The sequence below is a fragment of the Candidatus Micrarchaeota archaeon genome (assembly GCA_028866575.1).
Classification (GTDB): Archaea; Micrarchaeota; Micrarchaeia; order Micrarchaeales; family Micrarchaeaceae; genus UBA12276.
In genome coordinates, this window is the sequence record JAGWHU010000002.1 from 112,718 (window position 1) to 130,242 (window position 17,525).

At 51.5% G+C, this 17,525-nt stretch carries 24 protein-coding genes; 11 read left to right on the top strand and 13 right to left on the bottom strand.

Annotated elements, in window-relative coordinates; genetic code table 11:
• Entirely contained in the window at positions 1-1,212 is a 1,212-nt protein-coding gene (locus tag KGI06_01765; protein ID MDE1870944.1) for a response regulator, read from the bottom strand.
• 117 nt (positions 1,213-1,329) lie between these two features.
• Between KGI06_01765 and KGI06_01770 the strand changes: the two genes are divergently transcribed.
• Positions 1,330-2,355 carry a hypothetical protein gene (locus KGI06_01770; protein MDE1870945.1) on the top strand — a complete coding sequence of 342 codons (1,026 nt, stop codon included), beginning with the start codon at positions 1,330-1,332 and terminating at the stop codon, positions 2,353-2,355.
• Here the strand turns inward: KGI06_01770 and KGI06_01775 are convergent.
• Positions 2,323-4,611, bottom strand: a complete 2,289-nt coding sequence (locus KGI06_01775) for a PAS domain-containing protein (GenBank protein ID MDE1870946.1) — start codon at positions 4,609-4,611, stop codon at positions 2,323-2,325. The genes KGI06_01770 and KGI06_01775 overlap by 33 nt on opposite strands.
• A 117-nt stretch (positions 4,612-4,728) precedes the next feature.
• Here KGI06_01775 and KGI06_01780 point away from each other — a divergent pair, with 117 nt between their 5' ends.
• The 3 genes from KGI06_01780 to KGI06_01790 all read left to right on the top strand — a co-directional run bounded on the left by KGI06_01780 (position 4,729) and on the right by KGI06_01790 (position 6,698).
• Entirely contained in the window at positions 4,729-5,112 is a 384-nt protein-coding gene (locus tag KGI06_01780) for a HEPN domain-containing protein (GenBank protein MDE1870947.1), read from the top strand.
• Positions 5,113-5,187: 75 nt separating this feature from the next.
• Entirely contained in the window at positions 5,188-5,847 is a 660-nt protein-coding gene (locus KGI06_01785; GenBank protein ID MDE1870948.1) for a fibrillarin-like rRNA/tRNA 2'-O-methyltransferase, read from the top strand.
• Between the two features lie 11 nt (positions 5,848-5,858).
• Positions 5,859-6,698 carry a hypothetical protein gene (locus KGI06_01790; GenBank protein ID MDE1870949.1) on the top strand — a complete coding sequence of 280 codons (840 nt, stop codon included), beginning with the start codon at positions 5,859-5,861 and terminating at the stop codon, positions 6,696-6,698.
• Between the two features lie 9 nt (positions 6,699-6,707).
• Here KGI06_01790 and gltX read toward each other — a convergent pair whose 3' ends face one another.
• Complete coding sequence (gltX, locus tag KGI06_01795) at positions 6,708-8,423, bottom strand: glutamate--tRNA ligase (GenBank protein ID MDE1870950.1); 1,716 nt, start codon at positions 8,421-8,423, stop codon at positions 6,708-6,710.
• An 8-nt stretch (positions 8,424-8,431) separates the two neighbouring features.
• A complete protein-coding gene (locus tag KGI06_01800; GenBank protein ID MDE1870951.1) occupies positions 8,432-9,178 on the bottom strand; it encodes a hypothetical protein in 747 nt (248 codons plus the stop codon).
• A 109-nt stretch (positions 9,179-9,287) separates the two neighbouring features.
• Here KGI06_01800 and KGI06_01805 point away from each other — a divergent pair, with 109 nt between their 5' ends.
• From KGI06_01805 to KGI06_01815, 3 genes are all read left to right on the top strand, one after another.
• On the top strand, positions 9,288-10,010 hold the full coding sequence (locus KGI06_01805) for an FKBP-type peptidyl-prolyl cis-trans isomerase (protein MDE1870952.1): 723 nt from the start codon (positions 9,288-9,290) through the stop codon (positions 10,008-10,010).
• 65 nt (positions 10,011-10,075) lie between these two features.
• Positions 10,076-10,300, top strand: coding sequence for a hypothetical protein (locus KGI06_01810; protein ID MDE1870953.1), 225 nt, complete (start codon positions 10,076-10,078; stop codon positions 10,298-10,300).
• 76 nt (positions 10,301-10,376) lie between these two features.
• Complete coding sequence (locus tag KGI06_01815; protein MDE1870954.1) at positions 10,377-11,024, top strand: hypothetical protein; 648 nt, start codon at positions 10,377-10,379, stop codon at positions 11,022-11,024.
• A 21-nt stretch (positions 11,025-11,045) separates the two neighbouring features.
• Here KGI06_01815 and KGI06_01820 read toward each other — a convergent pair whose 3' ends face one another.
• The 3 genes from KGI06_01820 to KGI06_01830 are packed head-to-tail and all read right to left on the bottom strand — an operon-like array spanning position 11,046 to position 12,244.
• Complete coding sequence (locus tag KGI06_01820) at positions 11,046-11,237, bottom strand: hypothetical protein (GenBank protein ID MDE1870955.1); 192 nt, start codon at positions 11,235-11,237, stop codon at positions 11,046-11,048.
• A gap of 16 nt (positions 11,238-11,253) precedes the next feature.
• The gene (locus tag KGI06_01825) at positions 11,254-11,844 is read right to left on the bottom strand and encodes a DNA-directed RNA polymerase (protein MDE1870956.1); all 591 of its coding nucleotides are present in this window, start codon (positions 11,842-11,844) and stop codon (positions 11,254-11,256) included.
• 19 nt (positions 11,845-11,863) lie between these two features.
• Entirely contained in the window at positions 11,864-12,244 is a 381-nt protein-coding gene (locus KGI06_01830) for a hypothetical protein (GenBank protein ID MDE1870957.1), read from the bottom strand.
• Positions 12,245-12,395: 151 nt separating this feature from the next.
• Here KGI06_01830 and KGI06_01835 point away from each other — a divergent pair, with 151 nt between their 5' ends.
• Positions 12,396-12,680, top strand: a complete 285-nt coding sequence (locus tag KGI06_01835) for a hypothetical protein (GenBank protein MDE1870958.1) — start codon at positions 12,396-12,398, stop codon at positions 12,678-12,680.
• 7 nt (positions 12,681-12,687) lie between these two features.
• On the opposite strand, the gene KGI06_01840 is transcribed toward KGI06_01835, so the two are convergent.
• Positions 12,688-13,113, bottom strand: a complete 426-nt coding sequence (locus KGI06_01840) for a DUF488 family protein (GenBank protein ID MDE1870959.1) — start codon at positions 13,111-13,113, stop codon at positions 12,688-12,690.
• A gap of 74 nt (positions 13,114-13,187) precedes the next feature.
• On the opposite strand from KGI06_01840, the gene KGI06_01845 reads away from it, so the two are divergent.
• The 3 genes from KGI06_01845 (at position 13,188) to KGI06_01855 (ending at position 14,883) form a co-directional block, all read left to right on the top strand.
• Positions 13,188-13,562 (top strand): hypothetical protein, encoded by a 375-nt coding sequence (locus KGI06_01845; protein MDE1870960.1) that lies wholly within the window; start codon positions 13,188-13,190, stop codon positions 13,560-13,562.
• A 112-nt stretch (positions 13,563-13,674) separates the two neighbouring features.
• Positions 13,675-14,058: a cell division protein SepF gene (gene sepF, locus KGI06_01850; GenBank protein ID MDE1870961.1), complete on the top strand. Its 384-nt coding sequence runs from the start codon at positions 13,675-13,677 to the stop codon at positions 14,056-14,058.
• Between the two features lie 114 nt (positions 14,059-14,172).
• Positions 14,173-14,883, top strand: coding sequence for a hypothetical protein (locus KGI06_01855; GenBank protein MDE1870962.1), 711 nt, complete (start codon positions 14,173-14,175; stop codon positions 14,881-14,883).
• On the opposite strand, the gene KGI06_01860 is transcribed toward KGI06_01855, so the two are convergent.
• The 5 genes from KGI06_01860 to KGI06_01880 form a co-directional block, all read right to left on the bottom strand.
• Positions 14,884-15,600, bottom strand: a complete 717-nt coding sequence (locus KGI06_01860) for an RNA methyltransferase (protein MDE1870963.1) — start codon at positions 15,598-15,600, stop codon at positions 14,884-14,886.
• Entirely contained in the window at positions 15,590-16,285 is a 696-nt protein-coding gene (locus KGI06_01865; GenBank protein MDE1870964.1) for a DNA alkylation repair protein, read from the bottom strand. Before KGI06_01865 ends, KGI06_01860 begins: the two co-directional genes overlap by 11 nt.
• 9 nt (positions 16,286-16,294) lie before the next feature.
• Complete coding sequence (locus KGI06_01870) at positions 16,295-16,906, bottom strand: CPBP family intramembrane metalloprotease (GenBank protein ID MDE1870965.1); 612 nt, start codon at positions 16,904-16,906, stop codon at positions 16,295-16,297.
• A gap of 102 nt (positions 16,907-17,008) precedes the next feature.
• The gene (locus KGI06_01875; protein MDE1870966.1) at positions 17,009-17,155 is read right to left on the bottom strand and encodes a 30S ribosomal protein S27ae; all 147 of its coding nucleotides are present in this window, start codon (positions 17,153-17,155) and stop codon (positions 17,009-17,011) included.
• Between the two features lie 9 nt (positions 17,156-17,164).
• Positions 17,165-17,524, bottom strand: coding sequence for a hypothetical protein (locus tag KGI06_01880; protein ID MDE1870967.1), 360 nt, complete (start codon positions 17,522-17,524; stop codon positions 17,165-17,167).
• Between the last annotated feature and the right edge of the window lies 1 nt (position 17,525).

Genomic DNA, 17,525 nt, shown 5'->3' on the forward strand with positions numbered 1-17,525 from the left:
TTACCTTTTGTCCTCTTCGTTGCCCTTGTCCTTGCTTACCTGCAATTTGACCCCCTTTGAGTCCCTTGTTATCCTTACGTCAAGGTCCTCGTTCCCGAACATCTGCCTTATCTCCTCGTATGTGTAGGAGCCTATGTCCTTCCTCGAGGTGCCCTTGCTCTTGAGTATCTCGTTCCTCCTCTCCCTTATCTTGTCCTTTTCCGACTGCTCGTATATGAGGGACGGCCTCGGTAGCTCCTTTGAATCGAATAGGTCGCCTATGTCCATCGGTATTGCCTTGTAGCCCTCGTCCTGGAGTATGAAGGGAAGCACCGCATCGAATTCCTCCCTGAGCTTCTCCACGCTCACGTCTACCGTTTCCTTCGGGCCCGCTATGACGAACACCTCGCTGTCAAGGAAGCCCACGAATATCCTGTTAGGGTTGTTCTTCGCGGTGTCCTGAAGGAGCTGGGATATTAGCCTGAGTATGACCATTGCTGAATTGACCCCGAAGCGCTTTGCGTATTCGCCGAGGCCCCCTATCTTGAGCGTGCCTATGGAATACTGCTCGCCCTCCTTTATGGAGTGCTCTATCTCGTTGGATATGCCCTCCTCGTCGGGCAGGTCTATGAGAGGGTCGAACCTCTTGCCCTTCTTCCTAAGGAATATCGTGACCAGGCTCCTCAATTCGTTCGGGTCGAAAGGCTTCTTTATGTAGTAGTCTGCGCCGAACTTTATACCATTGAACCTGTTTTCCGTGGGGTCCATGGCGCTTACCAGTATGACTATCGTATTGCTCACGCCGGGGTCGCTCTTTATCGTCCTGCAGATGTCAAGCCCGTTCTTGTGCGGGAGCATCAGGTCGAGTATTACAAGATCCGGCTTCTTCGTCCTCACGAAGGCTATCGCATCCCCTCCGTCGTATATCTGGCTCACCTCGAAGCCCCTGCCTATGGAGAGCGCCATGAGCTTGTTTATGTTCTTGTCGTCCTCTACTATGAGCACCTTGCTCAGGGAGCCCTGGTCCTGCAGCGGGTAATAAGTCAGTACGCCGCCCCTGCTCCTCGATGCTATGGCCTTCATCTTCTCGAGATCGGTGAGCGCCCTCTTCAGCTTCTCCTTGTCTATGCCCCTGCTGAACGACATGTCGCTCAATTCGTTGAATGATATCTGCTGCTTCTCGTTTATTATATCGAATATGTCGCTTATGCTTCCTGCGGTCGTGTTCTCCATCTAGTCACCGAATAAGGATTCAACAACAAATAATATTAGGCTTGTCATATTTGCGCAATTGTTGAAGTAAACTACGTAAGGGATTAAAAAGCTTTATGAGCATATAGATATGATCAGATGGCATTCCTGAAGAAGGGGACGCAGTCCAGGCAGGGGCAGGGCAGGCCCAGCAACAGGACCATTGCAGTTGCGGCACTTGTCGTGATAATAGTGGTAGCCGCATTGTACTATTTCGTGTTCCTGAACGTCAGCCAAACCATAGTCAAGGCCCCGGCTGTCGCCAATCTCTCCGAATCTGGCACGGTTTTCAGCGTTGACTCGCAGCAGTACCTCATTTCCCTTGCAGGGGAATCGGCAAGCTCAGGTATTGCATACGTCCACGTGGACAAGCTCCCCATATTCGTAAACCCGCCCCTCAACGTAACGCTCACGATAAACAACATAACCAAGATAAATGCAGGCACGCAATACGCAAACATGGGGATACAGCTCGAGGCCATAGGGCAGAACAGCGTAACCGTCAAGGTGTCTCCGCTGTTCACCAGCTTGCAGATAAGCCCGGATTCGCAGTACATAAGGACTATGCAGGGATCCCTTTACTCGCAGAGCCAGCCCAAGGCGCAGAGGCCCAGCAATTCCACAATTACAGTTGCCACTTCGACAACTTCTACAAGCGCGTCCACTACCACGATGTCGCAGGCTAGCGCAATAGCTGCTGACATAAACTCAACGCTCGATGCTGACAGCCTGTATTTGCTGCTCCTGAACTTCAGCGCTCTCTACGCCAATACAACCGGCTGCACCCCAACGCTATACAGCGAGGCCTACATAAGGGCATACGGCAGCGCGCCCGGCGGGCCGAACGACTATGCAAACGTGAGCTACATAGTGCCTTACAACATGTCGCTCAGGATAGCAGGCGTGGGCAGGGGCGACTACAACGCCACATTCACGACGCATGCAAGGGGCTCGTTCTACAACAACGTAGTCGCTGCATCTATAGAGGTCAACGCCAGCACAAAGAGCGTGCTCGGCAAGGGCGTGAACAGCAAGGGCATATTCGCGGGCCAGACGAGCATATCCCAGCTGCAGGCGAACTACTACAGGGCATTAGGATACGGATCCTGCGGCGTTTACGTTTGAGCGCTCCTTCTTCTGCTTCGGCTTCACCCTCAATGTGAATGTGAACGTGCTGCCATTGCCGAGCTCCGACCTGCTGCATGCGATCTTGCCCCCGTGTAGCATCACTATCTGCTTTGTTATGGACAATCCAAGCCCTGTTCCTGACGCCTCCTGCTTCAGCAGGCCTTTCTTCGGGGCCTCGTAGAAGTTCTTGAACAGCTTGTGCCTGTCCTCCTCGCTTATGCCTATGCCGGTGTCCTCCACGTCGCACTGTATCATGCTCTTGCTCTTCCTTTTTATGGATACGCTTATCCTGCCCTCATTGGTGAATTTTATCGCGTTGTTTATCAGGTTGGTGAACGCCTGCACCAGCCTGCTGGGATCCGCCATTATCTTTGGCACGTCGTCCTCTACTTTCCATGCGAACTTGAGGCCCTTCTCCCTTGCCATCGGGGATTCCATCAGCGCCTGTATCGTAGGGTTGCTTCCGAGCTCCTTCATGTCTACCTCCCTTATCTCCAGCTTCATCTTCTTGGATTCCAGCTTCGCGGCGTCAAGCACCTGCTGTATTATGAACATCAGCCTGTCGCCCTCCTCCATTATCGTTGCTAGGCAGTCCAGCTGCTCCTTGTTGAGGCTCCCGAACTCACCGCTGTAGAGCAGCTTGGAGAAACCCTTTATGTTGGTGAGAGGTGTCTTGAGCTCGTGGGATATGTTGTGTATGAACTGGGATTTCAGCCCGCTGGTAGCCTCAAGGCGCTGTATCCTGCTCTCGGCCTTGGCGATTGCCTCCTTGTAGTCGCGCAGCTTCCTCTTGGTCTCCAGCTCCTTTATGACTATTATGTAGTCTGCTACATCCGTACCGCTGAAGAGCCTTATCGAGTGCGTTGCATCAGTTACCATGTCGCTGCCGTCGGCGTTCTTGCCCTTGCTCAATAGGGTGACATATGAGTTGTCTATCTTCCCGCCGTTCCTGACGTAGGTTATGTCCCTGTCGAATATCGACTGGTCGGAATAGATGCTCCTGAGCTCCCTGCCTATCAGCTCGCTCCTCGAATATCCCAGCACGTTCTCAGCTGGCATGTTGCAGTCCTTCACGTACCCGAGCGCGTCCATGGTTATCACCGCGTCGGAAGTGCCCTTTATGAAGTCGTTGAATGCGTTGCTTATGCTTTCCGCATACCCTTCGGAAGTTGCGTCGGAAAGAAGCATTAGGTAGCCGTTGGCCCATTTGGAGAGCACGAAGCGCAGGTGCGAAGGTATGCCTGTCGCAGAGACCAGATCTATGGAGCCGTGCAGCCTTTCGGAGGAGGCGTTCTTCTCCAGGAGCTCCTTCAGCTCCCCCCTCCTCTTCTCCGTGGTGAGCTCTGTCAGCGTCTTGCCGATTATGAGATTCTTGTCGTAGCCTATCGCCTTCTTTATGCTGTCGGTGGCGCTGCGCACCTCTAGATTGCCGTCAAGGTAGAGCGCGCTGACGTAGGATTCGTTGTCCATCGACTGCTCCATCAGCGCGAGCCTCTTCAGCTCCGTCACGTCCCTGAGCGATATATCCGCCAGCCTGTCCCCTATCATTCCCACTGACAGGGAATAGTACCTCGTCCTTCCCCCCTTTTCAAGCTGTATTATGGTTCCCCTGCTCTTGGAGAGCGTTGCCAGCTTTGCGAAGTCCAGGCCTATCGCGTTCTCTATGCGGCGCCCCTCAGGGCTTTTCTGGTCCAGGATCTCCTTGCGCGCCGCATCGTTGGACTTGACTATCTTCCCGTCGTTAGATACAAGCAGCTGCGACTCGGCCACGCTGAACGCGCTGTTGAAATAGCTTGCGAGCCTTATGCTGCGCTCGCTCTCGGATTTGTACAGCATGGTTATGCCTGCAAGGTAGGCGCCAAAGGATGCGCCGTTAAGCAGCAGCTCGCTGAACTTGTTTTCCGAAGTGGAGAGCATCTCCACCATTGATACGACATTCCCGTCGACCACTATAGGTATAACCGCGCAGCTCCTGAACCCGCGGTTCTTGTAGCCTATGAGCTCCTGGAAGGAGGAATACTCGCTGAGCTGGTTGTCCACGTAAGGCTTCTTTGTGTTGTAGACATAGCCGAAGAGCTCGCTGTCCGGGTTCTTTTCCCTTGACGTGGGTAATATCGTTACCTTCTCTACCCCGAAGAACTCCCCTATCATTCTCGCGAAGCGCCTGTCGGAGCCCTCCTCGATGGAGGCGCTGTTCGCTGCGGATATTATGCCCTGAAGCATCTTGCTTATTAGGAAGTTCTCCTGCTGCATGGGTTCTCACTTTCCGAGGCAAGGATTTTCCTTGGATATATGAAAATGGATTTCGTTATAGATATATGCAGGAAGATTATTTAAAGATTCATTGCGTTCTTAATATGGGTTGTGGATATGAGAAGCGTAAGGGGCCTTATAGTAAGGGCATCAAGGGACTTTGAGCTGGCCAAGGGTTACAAGCAGATCAGGGAATACGTTACTGCAACGCTGCTCTACACGAAATCCATAGAGGAGGCACTGAGGGCGCTCTTCATAAGCAGGACAAGGAGGGTGCCGCCCAAGGACGCGTCGATAACCTATCTCGCGAGGGGAGCTGGTGTTCCCGAGGAGGTATCGGTTTACATCGCATCGATGGAGGAGAGGGATGCGACAGAGGATCCTTCAGACCTTAACGGGATAGAGGGCAAGGAGGGATTCGGCTCCGAGGAGAATGCGTTCTTCATGGACGGGCTTGCGCAGAGGCTTCTGGATTACGTGTATGCATACAGGAGGATCTGAGATCTGATGTAACGCCGTTGCAAATGCCAGGGTGCAATGTATAAAAGGGTTAGTCCCGATTATAGTTGCGATTAGATGCAGGTAAGGGAGCTGTTCAGCGGAATATACATGATAGACAACAGGCTTGCCACTGCAAACCTTGCAAGGGGTAAGAAGACGTACGGCGAGGATCTTATCACGGAGAACAGGACGGAGTACAGGTCCTGGAACCCGTACAGGAGCAAGCTTTCAGCTGCGATACTCAACGGCATCAAGAACGTCAAGATAGAAAGGGGGAGCAGCGTACTCTACCTCGGGGCAGCGACCGGGACAACAGTCAGCCACGTGAGCGACATAGTGGGAGCGTATGGAAGGGTGTACGCCGTGGAGCTCTCCGAGAGAAACGTGAGGAACCTGATAGCCCTTTGCGAGTCCAGGAGGAACATAATACCTATACTCTCGGATGCGAGGTACATAGAGGGCTACAGCGGCTCCGTTGACCTATGCGACGTCATTTACCAGGACATATCCGCAAGGAGGCAGGCTGAGATACTGTTGGCGAACAGCAGCATGCTCAAGAGGGGCGGCTACGCCTACTTCGTGATAAAATCGCAGAGCATAGACATATCTAAAAGCCCTAAGGACGTATATAGGAATGAGCTTGCACTGCTCAAGGAGGGATTTGAGCTTGTTGAGCAGGTGAGCCTTGAGCCGTATGACAGCATGCACCTCTTCGTTGTGCTGAGGAAGCTGTAACCGTTGATTGGATGAACGCGCAAGATTACATTTCGAGGCTGAAGGGATTTGACGGATCCGCGCTGCTCCTGTGCGAGCATTGCGGCGCTGAGACCCCGGCAAAAGGCACCTCGGGAATATGCTCCAACTGCGAAAGCATGATATTCACCAGCAGGAAGATGCTCCAGGCGAGGGACCACATGCTTCTGGACGCGCTTGACAGGATAAACAGCAGCATGGGCAACTCTGAATACGAGAACGCGACAAAGATATACGAGGGCCTGATTGCGGAGAGGAAGGATCCTGCGCTTATGTATGCAGCGGCAATAGCCTACCTTAGGCATTCCAACTACGAGATTTCCCAGATAGGATACGCAAAGCCAGGATTCATGGAGGAGAATTCGGCGCACAGGGACAGGGCGTCCAAGCTCGTGTCAAGCGCCAAGAGGCTTCTTGCCAGGCTGATAAGGATAACTACAAATGACATGTCGAGCGGCAACGAGGCCCAGAACGTCGCGTATACCAGGTTCCTTGCGCAGATAAAGATGGGATCACTGAGGGGCGCCAAGCATAGCATGGGCATGCTGCAGAAAACGGACAGGGACTGCGTTTACGAATATGCGGGTATCGTGTATGATTCCCACACCGGAAAATACGAAGGCATAGTCAAGGCGGCAGAGAGCCTGATGCTGAAGGAGAATTTCCCGATAAACACCTTCTACTATCTCGGGTTCGCGCTCTTCAAGAAGGGAAATGCAAAAGACGCGAAATCGGTGCTGCAGGAGCTTGCGAAGCGCATCAAGAACGGCAACCTTGACGCGCTCATTTTCGAGGTAGACTACCAGCTGAACGCGATTACGGGCATACTCTGAAAACTGCAGCTACTTGGATATGAATATGAACTGCATCCTCTCCTTGTCGTCAAGTATGCAGAACCCGAACCTCTCCAGCTGAACTATCTCCCTTTCCCTTAGGCTTGAGGCGTAGGATTCTATGTAGCCCTCGTTTACCCTCAGGCTGTCCTTCCTGAATCTGCCCTCATCGTCAAGCGGCGCATCCGGCACGAGTATCCTGCACTTCAGGTAATTGCCGTCGCATACCCACTGCACCCTCCTTTCAGGCTCCCTGTCGGTAATCTCGCCTTTCAGCGAGTCGTCCTCCCTTGAAACGCTTACGCTGAACAGCTCCTTGAGGCGAAGTATGTCTCCATCTTTAACGGATGATGCATCATCGCCGCTTATGTAGAGGCTGTTCCTTACGGTGTATTTCCTGGCGCCCATGTCGATGGAGGGGTGCAGCCTTATCTCGACATCTCGCTGCATCAGGCCCTTGACCTCAAGGTCCACGGGCGCGGGCACATAGTACAGGCGCCTGGCCTCCCCGTCTATGATCCTCTTGTTGCAGGACATTAGGGAGCCGATGTCCACAACGCTGTCTGTTATGCTCATCCCGAATCCCAGCACGAATTCCTTTATGGCGCTTGGCCTGACGCCCCTCCTCCTCAACGCCGCGATTGTGACCAGCCTTGGATCGTCGAAACCGCTTAGCAGGCCATCGCTCACGAGCGCGCGTATCTCCCGCTTCTGGCGCGGCTGCCCCTTTATCGATATCCTGCCGTGAAGGTGCATGCTTGGCCTCCTCATTTGCAGGTAATCAAGCACCATGTCGTAGAGCGCGCCCCTCAATTCGTATTCCTTGGTCCTTATGGCATCGGTAACCCCGAACATGGAATCGTTTATGGGCGTGTTGAAGTCGTACGTTGGCCAGACTACGTATTTCGTGCCCTGCCTGTAATGCGCATGCTTCTTAACGCGCATTATTGTGGGATCCCTAAGCGCGGTGTTCTGCGACTTCATATCGCCCTTTATCCTTAGCACTATCCTTTCCTCGTCGTAGCGGTTCTGCAGCATGGATTCGAACTTCTCCGAGTTTTCTTCCGGGCCCGCATTCCTGTGCGCGCATTCCTTGCCCTCAAACCTGTCCGATTTTATCGTTTCGCCGGCGCATTCGCATGCGTATGCCTTTCCCAGCTTTATGAGCTTCCTTGCGCATTCGTATATCGCTTCCATGTTGTCGCTGGCGTAATACTCCTTGTCGAACTTTATGCCAAGCCATTCAAGGTCGCTTTTTGCCGCATCGACGAATTCCTGCTTCTCCTTTTCGGGGTTTGTGTCGTCAAAATATAGGAATGCCTTGCCATCGTATATCCTTGCGAACTCCTTGGCCAGGAAGGCAGCGCTCGCATGCCCTATGTGCAGGTAGCCGCTGGGCTCCGGGGCGAACCTTGTGGAGAAGCTGCCCCTTGCAGCTCCGTCCAGCTCCATCCTGGGCTTCGAGGTTGCCTCCACTTTCATCTCGTACTGCCTCTCGAATTCGGCCTCGTAAGCGGAATACTCCCTGCCAAGCTCCTCCTTCGAAAGCGAGTTTATTTCATCGACGACCCTTTTCGCTTCAAGCTTCAGCTCGTTCACGCTTTCCTTCGGCACCGACCTGGCGACCTTGGCGAGCACGTTCTCGACGCGCGCCTTGCCGTAATCCATTGCGTTCTTTATCGCGTACTTCCTGAGTTCGCTTATTATTTCTTTTTTTAGGGCCATCGGATCAACTAGCCCGAATTGTTAGCATTTGGAATGCTGTTTGAAGGTGTTGAGTTGGTTGTATTTGTTTTTGAGATGCTGTTTGCAACTGTCGTTGTTGCGGTTGAGGATGTTGGCGCGGTTGAATTGGCGCTGCTGTTGGATGCCGAGCCGTTTGACGAGCCCAGGCTGACCCTGAACTGGTTGTTGTACACGCTCCCGTTCCTTAGTAGGAGGGCGGATATCCCCACGCTTATCGTGGAGTTCAGGGGCACCACGCTGGCCATATAAACGGAGTAATTGCTTATAGGCACGTAAACGCCTATCGGTGCGTTGTTGTAGTGTAGCTGCACGCTGCTGGGAAGCCTTATGTAAGCGTTGGAGCCGACCCTTGCGGTGCCGTTGCCCAGGTCTTTGTAAAGCCATTGCTGGAGAGCGTAGGCCGACATGTTGGAATTGAGTATCAGCTGGAAGGTGCCGTTCGTCTCTATGTAGTTCTGCACGCTTCCGGTGGATTCCAGCTGCGAGACCGCGTCCGCAAGCCTGCTTTTTGAGGAATTCGTCGCGTTGACTGGCGACACGTATGCTACGCTGCCGTATTCGTACACTATCGCGTTGGAGTCGCCAGTGGCGAATACAGTCGCCTGGGACTTGATCGTGGTCGTGGTGCTGCTTGCGCCGCCGTTGTTGCTGAATGCAGCGTATGATGTCAGGAATATAACAGCAACAAAAACTGATCCTAGGAAGAATATGAGTTTCTTCTTGTTCGCGTCCATTGATACACCGTGTAATGCCAACGATAATTTATGCATTCGGATTGCTCCATTACGTCAAAAGTATTTTATTCATATAATATAAAGTTATTTTGCCTTGAGGGGTAATATTATGGTATTTAAAGACGGCGACTTTTTAGAAGTGGAATACAGCGCATGGACAGCTGCGGACGACAACCTGATAGCTACTACTGACGAGAAGAAGGCCAAGGAGGGCGGAATATACGACGGCCACACGCGATACGGGCCGGTGCTCGTGGTGCTGGGCTCAAACAGCGTGATAAAGGGCCTTGACAGGGAGCTCAGGTCAGCAGGCATGAACGAGGCGAAGAAGATGACGTTCAAGCCGGCGGATGCCTTCGGTGAGAGGGAGCTTGACCTTATAAGGGTAATGCCCATAGCGGAATTCAGGAAGCGCGACATAGACCCGTACCCAGGGCTTGAGGTCAACATAGACAACGCCGTTGCAATCGTGAAGAGCGTGAACTCCGGAAGGGTGACTGTTGACCTGAATCACCGCTATGCGGGACAGGACGTGACCTACGAGATAAAGGTGACAAAGCACCTCACCTCAGAAGTTGAGATGATAAACGCGCTTGGCAAGACGTACAGCGTCGAGCCCAGCAAAGCTGAGGTAAAAGGCAAGACAATAAGCATAGGCTTCAACGATGCGGTAAAGAAGAATTCCGACTATTTCGTCGGCAGGGCAAACCTGATAGCATCGCTATTCACATACTTCAAGGAAATTGAAAGGATAGAGGTAAGCGAGGAATACCTGAGGCCCAAGCAGGACGATGTCAAGGCGGAAGGCGACAAGCAGCCAGCTGAAAAGTAAAAGGCTGAAGAAAATGTTTATATATTATGGCGTTCGTTAGTCTATCTATTCAACCAGTGATGTCAATGTCTAGCACATCCAGTATCGCATACCGATACATACCCAGGAAGGGCGCAACAAAGAGGGAGATAAACAGGGAGATCAGGCACGAGAGCAGGAGCATAACTGCGGTTTTGAGGGGCAAGAAAAGCCTTGAGCTTCTGGAGGTCCCGGAGAACTTGGACTCTGCGGTTTTTATGGGAAGCCCGTTAAAGACAAAAGCGCACAGCATGCTAAGGAGCAGCTATTGAGCCGAATATCTTTTTCTTTTTTTCTTTGTTTTATTCCCAACATTGTACGAGTGATAAAACGGCCACGATAGACATATTGAGGTTTTACAACAGGGCAGAGCACAACGCGCTGAAGTTGAGGGCCTCGGAGGACAGGAGCGTAGGGCAGATGCTGCTCCTCGACATAGCAAGCTCCTCCTATATAGCGGGAGGATACTTCCAATACGAAAATGCGCTGAAGCCGGTAAGCGAGGCGTACAGCATAAAGGACATAGAGGATTTCTACAGGAGGATAGGGCCGGTGCAGAACGGCGGAGCCCTGGGCGAGTTCCTTTCCGCGGCGATAAACCTGAAAATAAGGGAAAGGCAATCGGTGGTGCTTGACAACAAGGGCATCAAGCTCCATGGGATAGGCCTGTTCCAGGAGCGCGGCGCAATAATAATACCGAACGACGTAGGATCCAGCGTGGCGCAATGCATGAGAGGTGGCAGCATACTTATCAGGGGCAATGCGGAATACGACCTTGGAATATACGGCTCAGGGGGCGAGGTCGTGCTCTTCGGCAATTCCAAGTCAAGGGCGGGATACGGAATAAGCGGGATCAACCTTTTCATAATAGGCAATTCAGGGGAAATGCTCGGGGAGAACTCCCTATCAAATTCGATCATAACCGTAACAGGATCCTACGGCAGGGCGGACAGCTGCTGCGCGATGATAAGGACGGAGCTGCCGCTGCCACGCTGAAATTGTAAAACAGCCTCGGATTCAGGACTTTATGTTTATGGCATATGTGCTGTTAAGCTTCACTCCGAGGAGCTTGGCTATTGACGACTTCTCCGCGTTTATTATTATCGCGTAGCCGCTCCACTTTGTGGTAAGGTCCCTTGAGCTGCAGCTGGGGCACACGTCCCCGTGGCTTATTACGAGCCTGCAATTCCTGCATGCCTTCTCTTCCATGTTTTCATCTCATTTGCTATTTTTTCCTCCTGTGGCTGCCGCTTCCCCTCTGGACCCTGGCCTTGTAGCGCTCGCCCTCGTTTATCCATTCCTGCTTGCCCAGGCCATCGGGCTTCATCGTAAGCGCTATCTTGGAGTCCTTTACGGAGTTCTTCATGCTTATGGTCGATATCTTTGCGAAGACCAGGTCGCCCTTCTTCAGCGTCCTGCCGCTCTTCTTGGATACGAATGCCGGTACCTTCCTGTCAAAGGAAAGGAAATCATTTGTTATCTGCGAGACGTGGACAAGCCCGTCTATCGGGCCTATCCTTATGAATGCCCCGAATTCCGCTAGTTCAGTCACCTCCCCAGCGACAACCTCCTCGACATAGGGCATGTACGTGAGCATGTCGAACTCTGCATCGTGGTGCAGGGACGGGTCCCCGGCGTATATTATCCCGTCGCTGACGTCCCTTATGTTGAACACCGCCACTATTACGCCCAGGCTCTTGTCGATGGTGCCCTCGTATTTCCTCTTGAGCACGTCGGTTGCGACCTCCTCTATGTCCTTGTCGAAATGCTCTGGGGATATCTTGAATGTGTCCTTCACGGAATGTATGTAGTACATCAATATCACTCGTTAAACATCACTGGAAATCTTTCAGAAGCCCGCTCTTCGATACCTTGAGAACCTTTACCCTTGACCTGGCAAGCTTCCTGGCGAGGACAGTGTCGTTGGTTACGACCATGGTGCCCTTGCGCTTCGGAGCCGTATTTAGTATCCACTTGTCCGGGTATGTGGATATATTATCAACGTTAATCTTTTTAGCCTTTAGCTCAAGCAGCGCCACCCTTGCCCTAAGCCCTTTTGCGCCCCTGTTCGCGGATAATCTGGTAAGCTCGTTTATTATGCCCCTGGAAACGAGCTGCCTGTATTCGGGAAAGGCGCTTTTCAGCGTCTCGAATATGTTCCTGTTGTAGGAGAATCCGTACAGGATGGAGCTTGTGTCTATTATCACTCTCTTCATGCGAACCCACAGTCTCGGCGCATGTACGTTGATTGCCAATTCTCCAAAAAAGACAAAAAAACTGGCATATATTGATACATGTACCAGTATACTAATTACCCTAGAAACCTATATATATCTGCCAAATTATAAGCTAATTAAGGTGTATAAAATGCCACTTAAAACTAAGGATTCAACAAAGGACCTCTCAAGGCTTGAGCAGCACATAGGGAAGCAGGTCTGGGTAAACGACATTGACGGCTATGCCGAGTACAAGGGAACGCTGCACAGGGTCAACGCCAGGAAGGGCATAGTGGAGATAAAATTCCCGAACGATTCAAGGCTTGAGGTAATACCGCTCAGCGTCCTGGAGGAGAACCACATGGTAACGCTATACGAGGGAAACGTGACCAGGAAGAGCCTGAAGGACCGCGCGAGAGAGATTGCGGAATTCTGAATTCTGATTAATACCTTACCCCTCTCCAGTCGTATCTTGTCCTGTGGGGGTGCAATGCCACTGGATGCTCAACCTTGGGCGCCTTGCTCAGCAGCTTTTCCATGTAACGCTGCAGTACTATTGCGCTGTTGTGCTTCTCGTCGATCGTGGCGTATACGAAAGTTACAGGGTCCGTGGATTGCAATATGCTCAACAGCTTAAGGGCCGCCTTGTTGCCTTCCAGCTCTTTCAGGTACCTGCTCCGGAATTCCACCCATTTCTTTGGGTCGTGCATGTACCATTTCCTGAGCTCGTGCGAAGGCGCGACGTTCCTGATCCAGATGTCGACGTTTGGGGTATTCCGCCTTATCCCCCTGGGCCACAGCCTGTCGACCAGGATCTTGACCCCGTCTGTTATGTAGAACTTCTCGTAAACCCTCTTTACAAGTATCATTCATAGCACTACTTAGATTAAAGCAGTATGGTATTTAAAGATTATCTGATTATTCTCTTTAAGGAAGGGATCGGATGCCAATAGACAGGTACGATAGGGGGACCAAGGAGATAGCAAAAAGGAGGGTCTTTGTATTCATTTTGCTCATAGGGCTCATAGCAATAGGCCCGGCCTTCATGGCTGAGGGGGACATGCTCTCCCATGCTGTGGATGACATAGCGATAATGGGGCTTTCGCTTGTGGGCCTGGCCTTCCTCGCCTTGTCATGGAAGAAGAACACCGTTTCGCAGCTCAGGATGCAGAATTCCATAATATTAGCGATATTCGTTTTGCTTCTCGTGATCCAGATTTTCGCCATAGTGATAGAGCTTCATGACGCCGCGGATTTCGGCGACGAGATACCATCGCTGGTGGTTTTGGCGCTGGCGGTTATAAATTGGTTCGTCTAAAGGCGCTGATTTTTATTGGTATGCCCTTATATGCGCAATAGCTCCGAATTATGGAAAGTATTTAAAAACTATTAGTCATATATTAGTAAAGCGACGTAAGAATGGTGAATATATGAGTATTTTCGAGAGACTCGGTAAGTCTTTGGGCGTTTCATCGAAGGGAATCGATGTTGAAGAATACATGAATGCTGCCGAAATGGATGATGTTGACGTAATGCATGAGCCGGCCGACCATTACATAAAGCCCGTATCATTGCAGCAGCAGACGGATGTTGAGCTCATAAAGAAGGAGCTTGGATCCAACAATATAATACTTATGAACATATCCGAGATGGCGAAGAGGCCGAATACGCTCAAGGCGGTAATAGACGACCTCAAGGTGTATGTAGACAAGATGAACGGGGACATAGCGAGGATAGACCAGGACAAGATACTCCTCACCCCGGGAAAGATAAAGATAATAAAGACGAAGAAGCCATCAAAGCCGGAGAGATGATTAGTCGTTTTCCGGGTCTCTCCAATTTCTCTTTCTTTTTGTTTTATCCCGCCTAGCCTGAGCATTGGATAAGCTATAAGAATTCGCGATCCGTAACAATACTGTGGCGTTATCATGGGAAAGGGCGGCATCGCGAAATACCTCCTGGCCTTACTTGCAATAATAGCCGTATTCATCGCAGGCGGGTACTTCGCCTACGGCTTCGGCCGCACGCTAAAAAACGCTGGGCAGACATCTTCAACAATGGAAAACAGCACAGCACCAACCTCATCAACATCGACGACAATAGGGTCCTCGCATATACCCAGCACTACGACAACACTTCCTACTACAATACCATACAACGCTACGATAACAACAAGGACCACAACCATATACTACTCAAGCGCGTGCTATGCAAATTCGAGATTCGAATGCGGATACGGCGATTACGTTCTTGGCAACCTTACAATAGAGATAGTACAGAATACAGGAATAAACTGGACCGATGCATATGTGGAATTTGTGAGCAACGGCACATCGGCAACCAATGGCATACCGAATGTCTCATTTATGGCACCAAATGCAGTGCACGTGAAATACATGTATAACGGCTACGGTTACGATGTAACTGTGCCCATAAGCTCTCCAAATACCACCCCAGGCACAGCCGCATACGGCTCCATCTGGGCAAAGTACAACTACTCAGGCAGCATTCATTATGCAGATATGGGCACTGTTTACCTGAATGCCTCTTATCCTCCTATAAGGCCGACCATATCGCCAACTTCTGCGACATCTTCATCCCCTTCATCTACCTCTACTATAACTTCCACCATTGTTTAGCTAGGACTTATTGCGTTTTTGTTTCCGGCCAATTACCGGTTTGTGCGGCGCAAGCGCTATCGACAGCGCGTTTATTTCCTTCCTTGTGGGTACTGACCTTTTTATCACGTGCCGGAACGCCATCTTAACTGACTCCTTGTCGCGTATCCTTGGGTTTCCTTTTACAAGCGCGGCGAAAAGGCTGAAGAGGCGCTCCTGGTATTCGTAATCGGCCTGCATCTTCTGAGCTGTGTCCCCATTTGCGCGGAGGGCATGCAGTATTATCGCAAGCGCATGAGATATGTTGAGTATCGGGTACTTCCTGTCGGCGCCTATGCAAACAGTGGCATCGCACATCCTCAGCTCGCTTTTCGACAGACCGGTATCGTCCCTGCCCATCAGCACGATTACCTTTTTCCTGGCCGAAGCCGAGCGCCTTGCCATAGCGGTGAGCTGGACAAGGCTGTACACGTTGTAGAACGAGTCGCCGGTCTTGTGCCATATGCCTGTCGTGCCTATGATGAAGGAATTGCCTTTGACGCCTAGGTGCTTTAGGACTGATGCCTTTTCAAGGAGTTCCCTCGCGTGCTTTGAGTACTTTATGGCGAGCTTTCCCCTGTGGTTGCACCTTGGGTTTATGAGAATTAGCCTCTTCACGCCGAAGTTCTTCGATACCCTCGCCATGTGCCCGAGGTTTATCTGGTACTTCGGCTCCATTATCGCGACTTCAATTTCCATTCAATCTGCCCTGCACCTGTTTTCCTGCCAGCTCCCTTATGGCATCGGAAGCTATCCACCTCGCGCTTCTGGAATCCATATTCCTGATCTCCTTTGCAGTCTTTATAGAGAGCCTGTTCAGGCGCCTGCTTCTCTTCCCTATCTGCCGCAGCGCCCAGTTCACTGATTTCTTCACGTAATTCCTGTCATCCGTTGCCCCGGCCTTTATCACCGGTAGGAAGCGCGCAAGATCAGCATCAGATGCGCCTTTGTCATGCACTGCTATCGCTGCCATCATCGCGTATCCGGCCCTTTTCACGAATTCCTTTTTTGATTTGCTCCATTGCATCGCCTTCCTGTGCGCGTATTTCGTATATGAGAAGGTGGAGCAGCACTGATCGCATATGTCCCATGAATTGAAGTCGTTGGCCCATTCGTCCATCTGCCTTTCCGTTATTTTGTCCTTATCCTCGACTATGCTGGCCAGTATCCTTGCCTCGTGTATCCCTGACGACCACAGGGCCAACGCAATATCGTGGCTCCTCCCTATTTTCCTTGCCATGAGCCTAAGCTCAACAACAGAAATACCTAGGGCGTCATCGGTGTCTATCCCGAATCTTTTCATGCCCTCGATGCCCCTTGGATCGGACTTCGACTCAAGTTCCCTGATTATTTCTTTAGCGTCGTGCCTTGCGGTCAATCTCATCGCCGAAAATCATATGTGCACCAAAAAGCTGCCCATTGAAAAAAGCGCAGCCACAGTTACGAAATTCACTATCGCGTGAGCCACTATCGATGGATAAAGCGACTTGGTCCTCCTGAAGACGTAGCCGGCAAGCAGGCCAAAGAAGAGCGCTGCCGCGAATTCCGATACCGAAATGTAGCTCAGGTGGAGCAGCGCGAATATTATTGCGCTGGCTATTATGCCAAGCCTTGGCACCATGAACCCCCTGAAGAATATCTCCTCGTTTATCGGCGCTATCAGGAAAGTGAACACAAGGAAATATGCAGGTGTTCCCGCAAGCGCCGCCTGCACGTTCGTGGGAAGCTGTATGTTGGTCAGCTGCGAGAACGCAGAGAGGGCCAGCCCGAAAAGAACTACTGCCAAGAACAGCGATATGCCTACGATTATCATCTTTGCCGTTATCCTGTCCCTTGAGAGCCCAAGCTCACTTATTATGCCGCTTATGGTATTTCCCCTGTACAGCATGTAGGAGAAAACTATAGATGGGAAAAACAGGGAGAGCGCCATTGAGGAATAGCTCTCCACCAGCGGTGCGGATATGGCGTTGGCGTTGTATACGGCTATGGTAGCCGCGAGTATCACGACCAGAACAGCGCTTATTGAGTATGAGATGTACCTTATTGCCTTTGGGGTTTTCCTTTGGTTTTTCCTTGCCCTCTTGCGCTTCGGAATATATCCACCGCTTTATTTCTTTTGCTTGAATTCAGTGTACCCGCACTTGCCGCATGCGAGCCTGTCGGCGTGGTCTGCCATCTTAGAGTTGCATTTGGGGCACTGCCTGCCCTGCTTGTACGGCCCTTTCCTCTTTCCCTTTTCCTTCTTTTCAGCCATTGGATCAGCTCACTCCTTTTTCCCCGCTTCGGGTTTTGCCTCTTCTTCAGCCTTTGGCTGCTCAGGCGGAGCAGGCGCTTCTTGCTTCTTCTGGCCCATTCCGCTCCTTGCGATTATGTGCTCTGGCTCGCTCCTCTCCATGAGCTCCCTGCTCTGGTACGAATGCACAGTGCCTGTGCTTTCCTTGTGGCCGAAGCCCTGGTCTACCTTCACTACTATGGTAGATTCCGGGCTCAGGTTCAGCCTCTTGCATATCTCCTTTTTCAGCTCCGCCCTGCTTGCGGTGCTGCCATTTTGGTCAACCGAGAACGTTATCTCCTTCCTCTTTAGGAAGGTGTTTTCTATGTTAGACAATATCTTAAGCTCCATT

Coding starts and splice junctions, on each gene's coding strand:
- KGI06_01810 (MDE1870953.1), top strand. CDS start 10,076: ATGTCTAGCACATCCAGTATCGCATACCGATACATACCCAGGAAGGGC.
- KGI06_01860 (MDE1870963.1), bottom strand. CDS start 15,600: ATGGAAATTGAAGTCGCGATAATGGAGCCGAAGTACCAGATAAACCTC.
- KGI06_01865 (MDE1870964.1), bottom strand. CDS start 16,285: ATGAGATTGACCGCAAGGCACGACGCTAAAGAAATAATCAGGGAACTT.
- KGI06_01830 (MDE1870957.1), bottom strand. CDS start 12,244: ATGAAGAGAGTGATAATAGACACAAGCTCCATCCTGTACGGATTCTCC.
- KGI06_01770 (MDE1870945.1), top strand. CDS start 1,330: ATGGCATTCCTGAAGAAGGGGACGCAGTCCAGGCAGGGGCAGGGCAGG.
- KGI06_01820 (MDE1870955.1), bottom strand. CDS start 11,237: ATGGAAGAGAAGGCATGCAGGAATTGCAGGCTCGTAATAAGCCACGGG.
- KGI06_01775 (MDE1870946.1), bottom strand. CDS start 4,611: ATGCAGCAGGAGAACTTCCTAATAAGCAAGATGCTTCAGGGCATAATA.
- KGI06_01790 (MDE1870949.1), top strand. CDS start 5,859: ATGAACGCGCAAGATTACATTTCGAGGCTGAAGGGATTTGACGGATCC.
- sepF (MDE1870961.1), top strand. CDS start 13,675: ATGAGTATTTTCGAGAGACTCGGTAAGTCTTTGGGCGTTTCATCGAAG.
- KGI06_01785 (MDE1870948.1), top strand. CDS start 5,188: ATGCAGGTAAGGGAGCTGTTCAGCGGAATATACATGATAGACAACAGG.
- KGI06_01875 (MDE1870966.1), bottom strand. CDS start 17,155: ATGGCTGAAAAGAAGGAAAAGGGAAAGAGGAAAGGGCCGTACAAGCAG.
- KGI06_01855 (MDE1870962.1), top strand. CDS start 14,173: ATGGGAAAGGGCGGCATCGCGAAATACCTCCTGGCCTTACTTGCAATA.
- KGI06_01765 (MDE1870944.1), bottom strand. CDS start 1,212: ATGGAGAACACGACCGCAGGAAGCATAAGCGACATATTCGATATAATA.
- KGI06_01840 (MDE1870959.1), bottom strand. CDS start 13,113: ATGATACTTGTAAAGAGGGTTTACGAGAAGTTCTACATAACAGACGGG.
- KGI06_01880 (MDE1870967.1), bottom strand. CDS start 17,524: ATGGAGCTTAAGATATTGTCTAACATAGAAAACACCTTCCTAAAGAGG.
- KGI06_01780 (MDE1870947.1), top strand. CDS start 4,729: ATGAGAAGCGTAAGGGGCCTTATAGTAAGGGCATCAAGGGACTTTGAG.
- KGI06_01805 (MDE1870952.1), top strand. CDS start 9,288: ATGGTATTTAAAGACGGCGACTTTTTAGAAGTGGAATACAGCGCATGG.
- KGI06_01825 (MDE1870956.1), bottom strand. CDS start 11,844: ATGTACTACATACATTCCGTGAAGGACACATTCAAGATATCCCCAGAG.
- KGI06_01835 (MDE1870958.1), top strand. CDS start 12,396: ATGCCACTTAAAACTAAGGATTCAACAAAGGACCTCTCAAGGCTTGAG.
- gltX (MDE1870950.1), bottom strand. CDS start 8,423: ATGGCCCTAAAAAAAGAAATAATAAGCGAACTCAGGAAGTACGCGATA.
- KGI06_01800 (MDE1870951.1), bottom strand. CDS start 9,178: ATGGACGCGAACAAGAAGAAACTCATATTCTTCCTAGGATCAGTTTTT.
- KGI06_01845 (MDE1870960.1), top strand. CDS start 13,188: ATGCCAATAGACAGGTACGATAGGGGGACCAAGGAGATAGCAAAAAGG.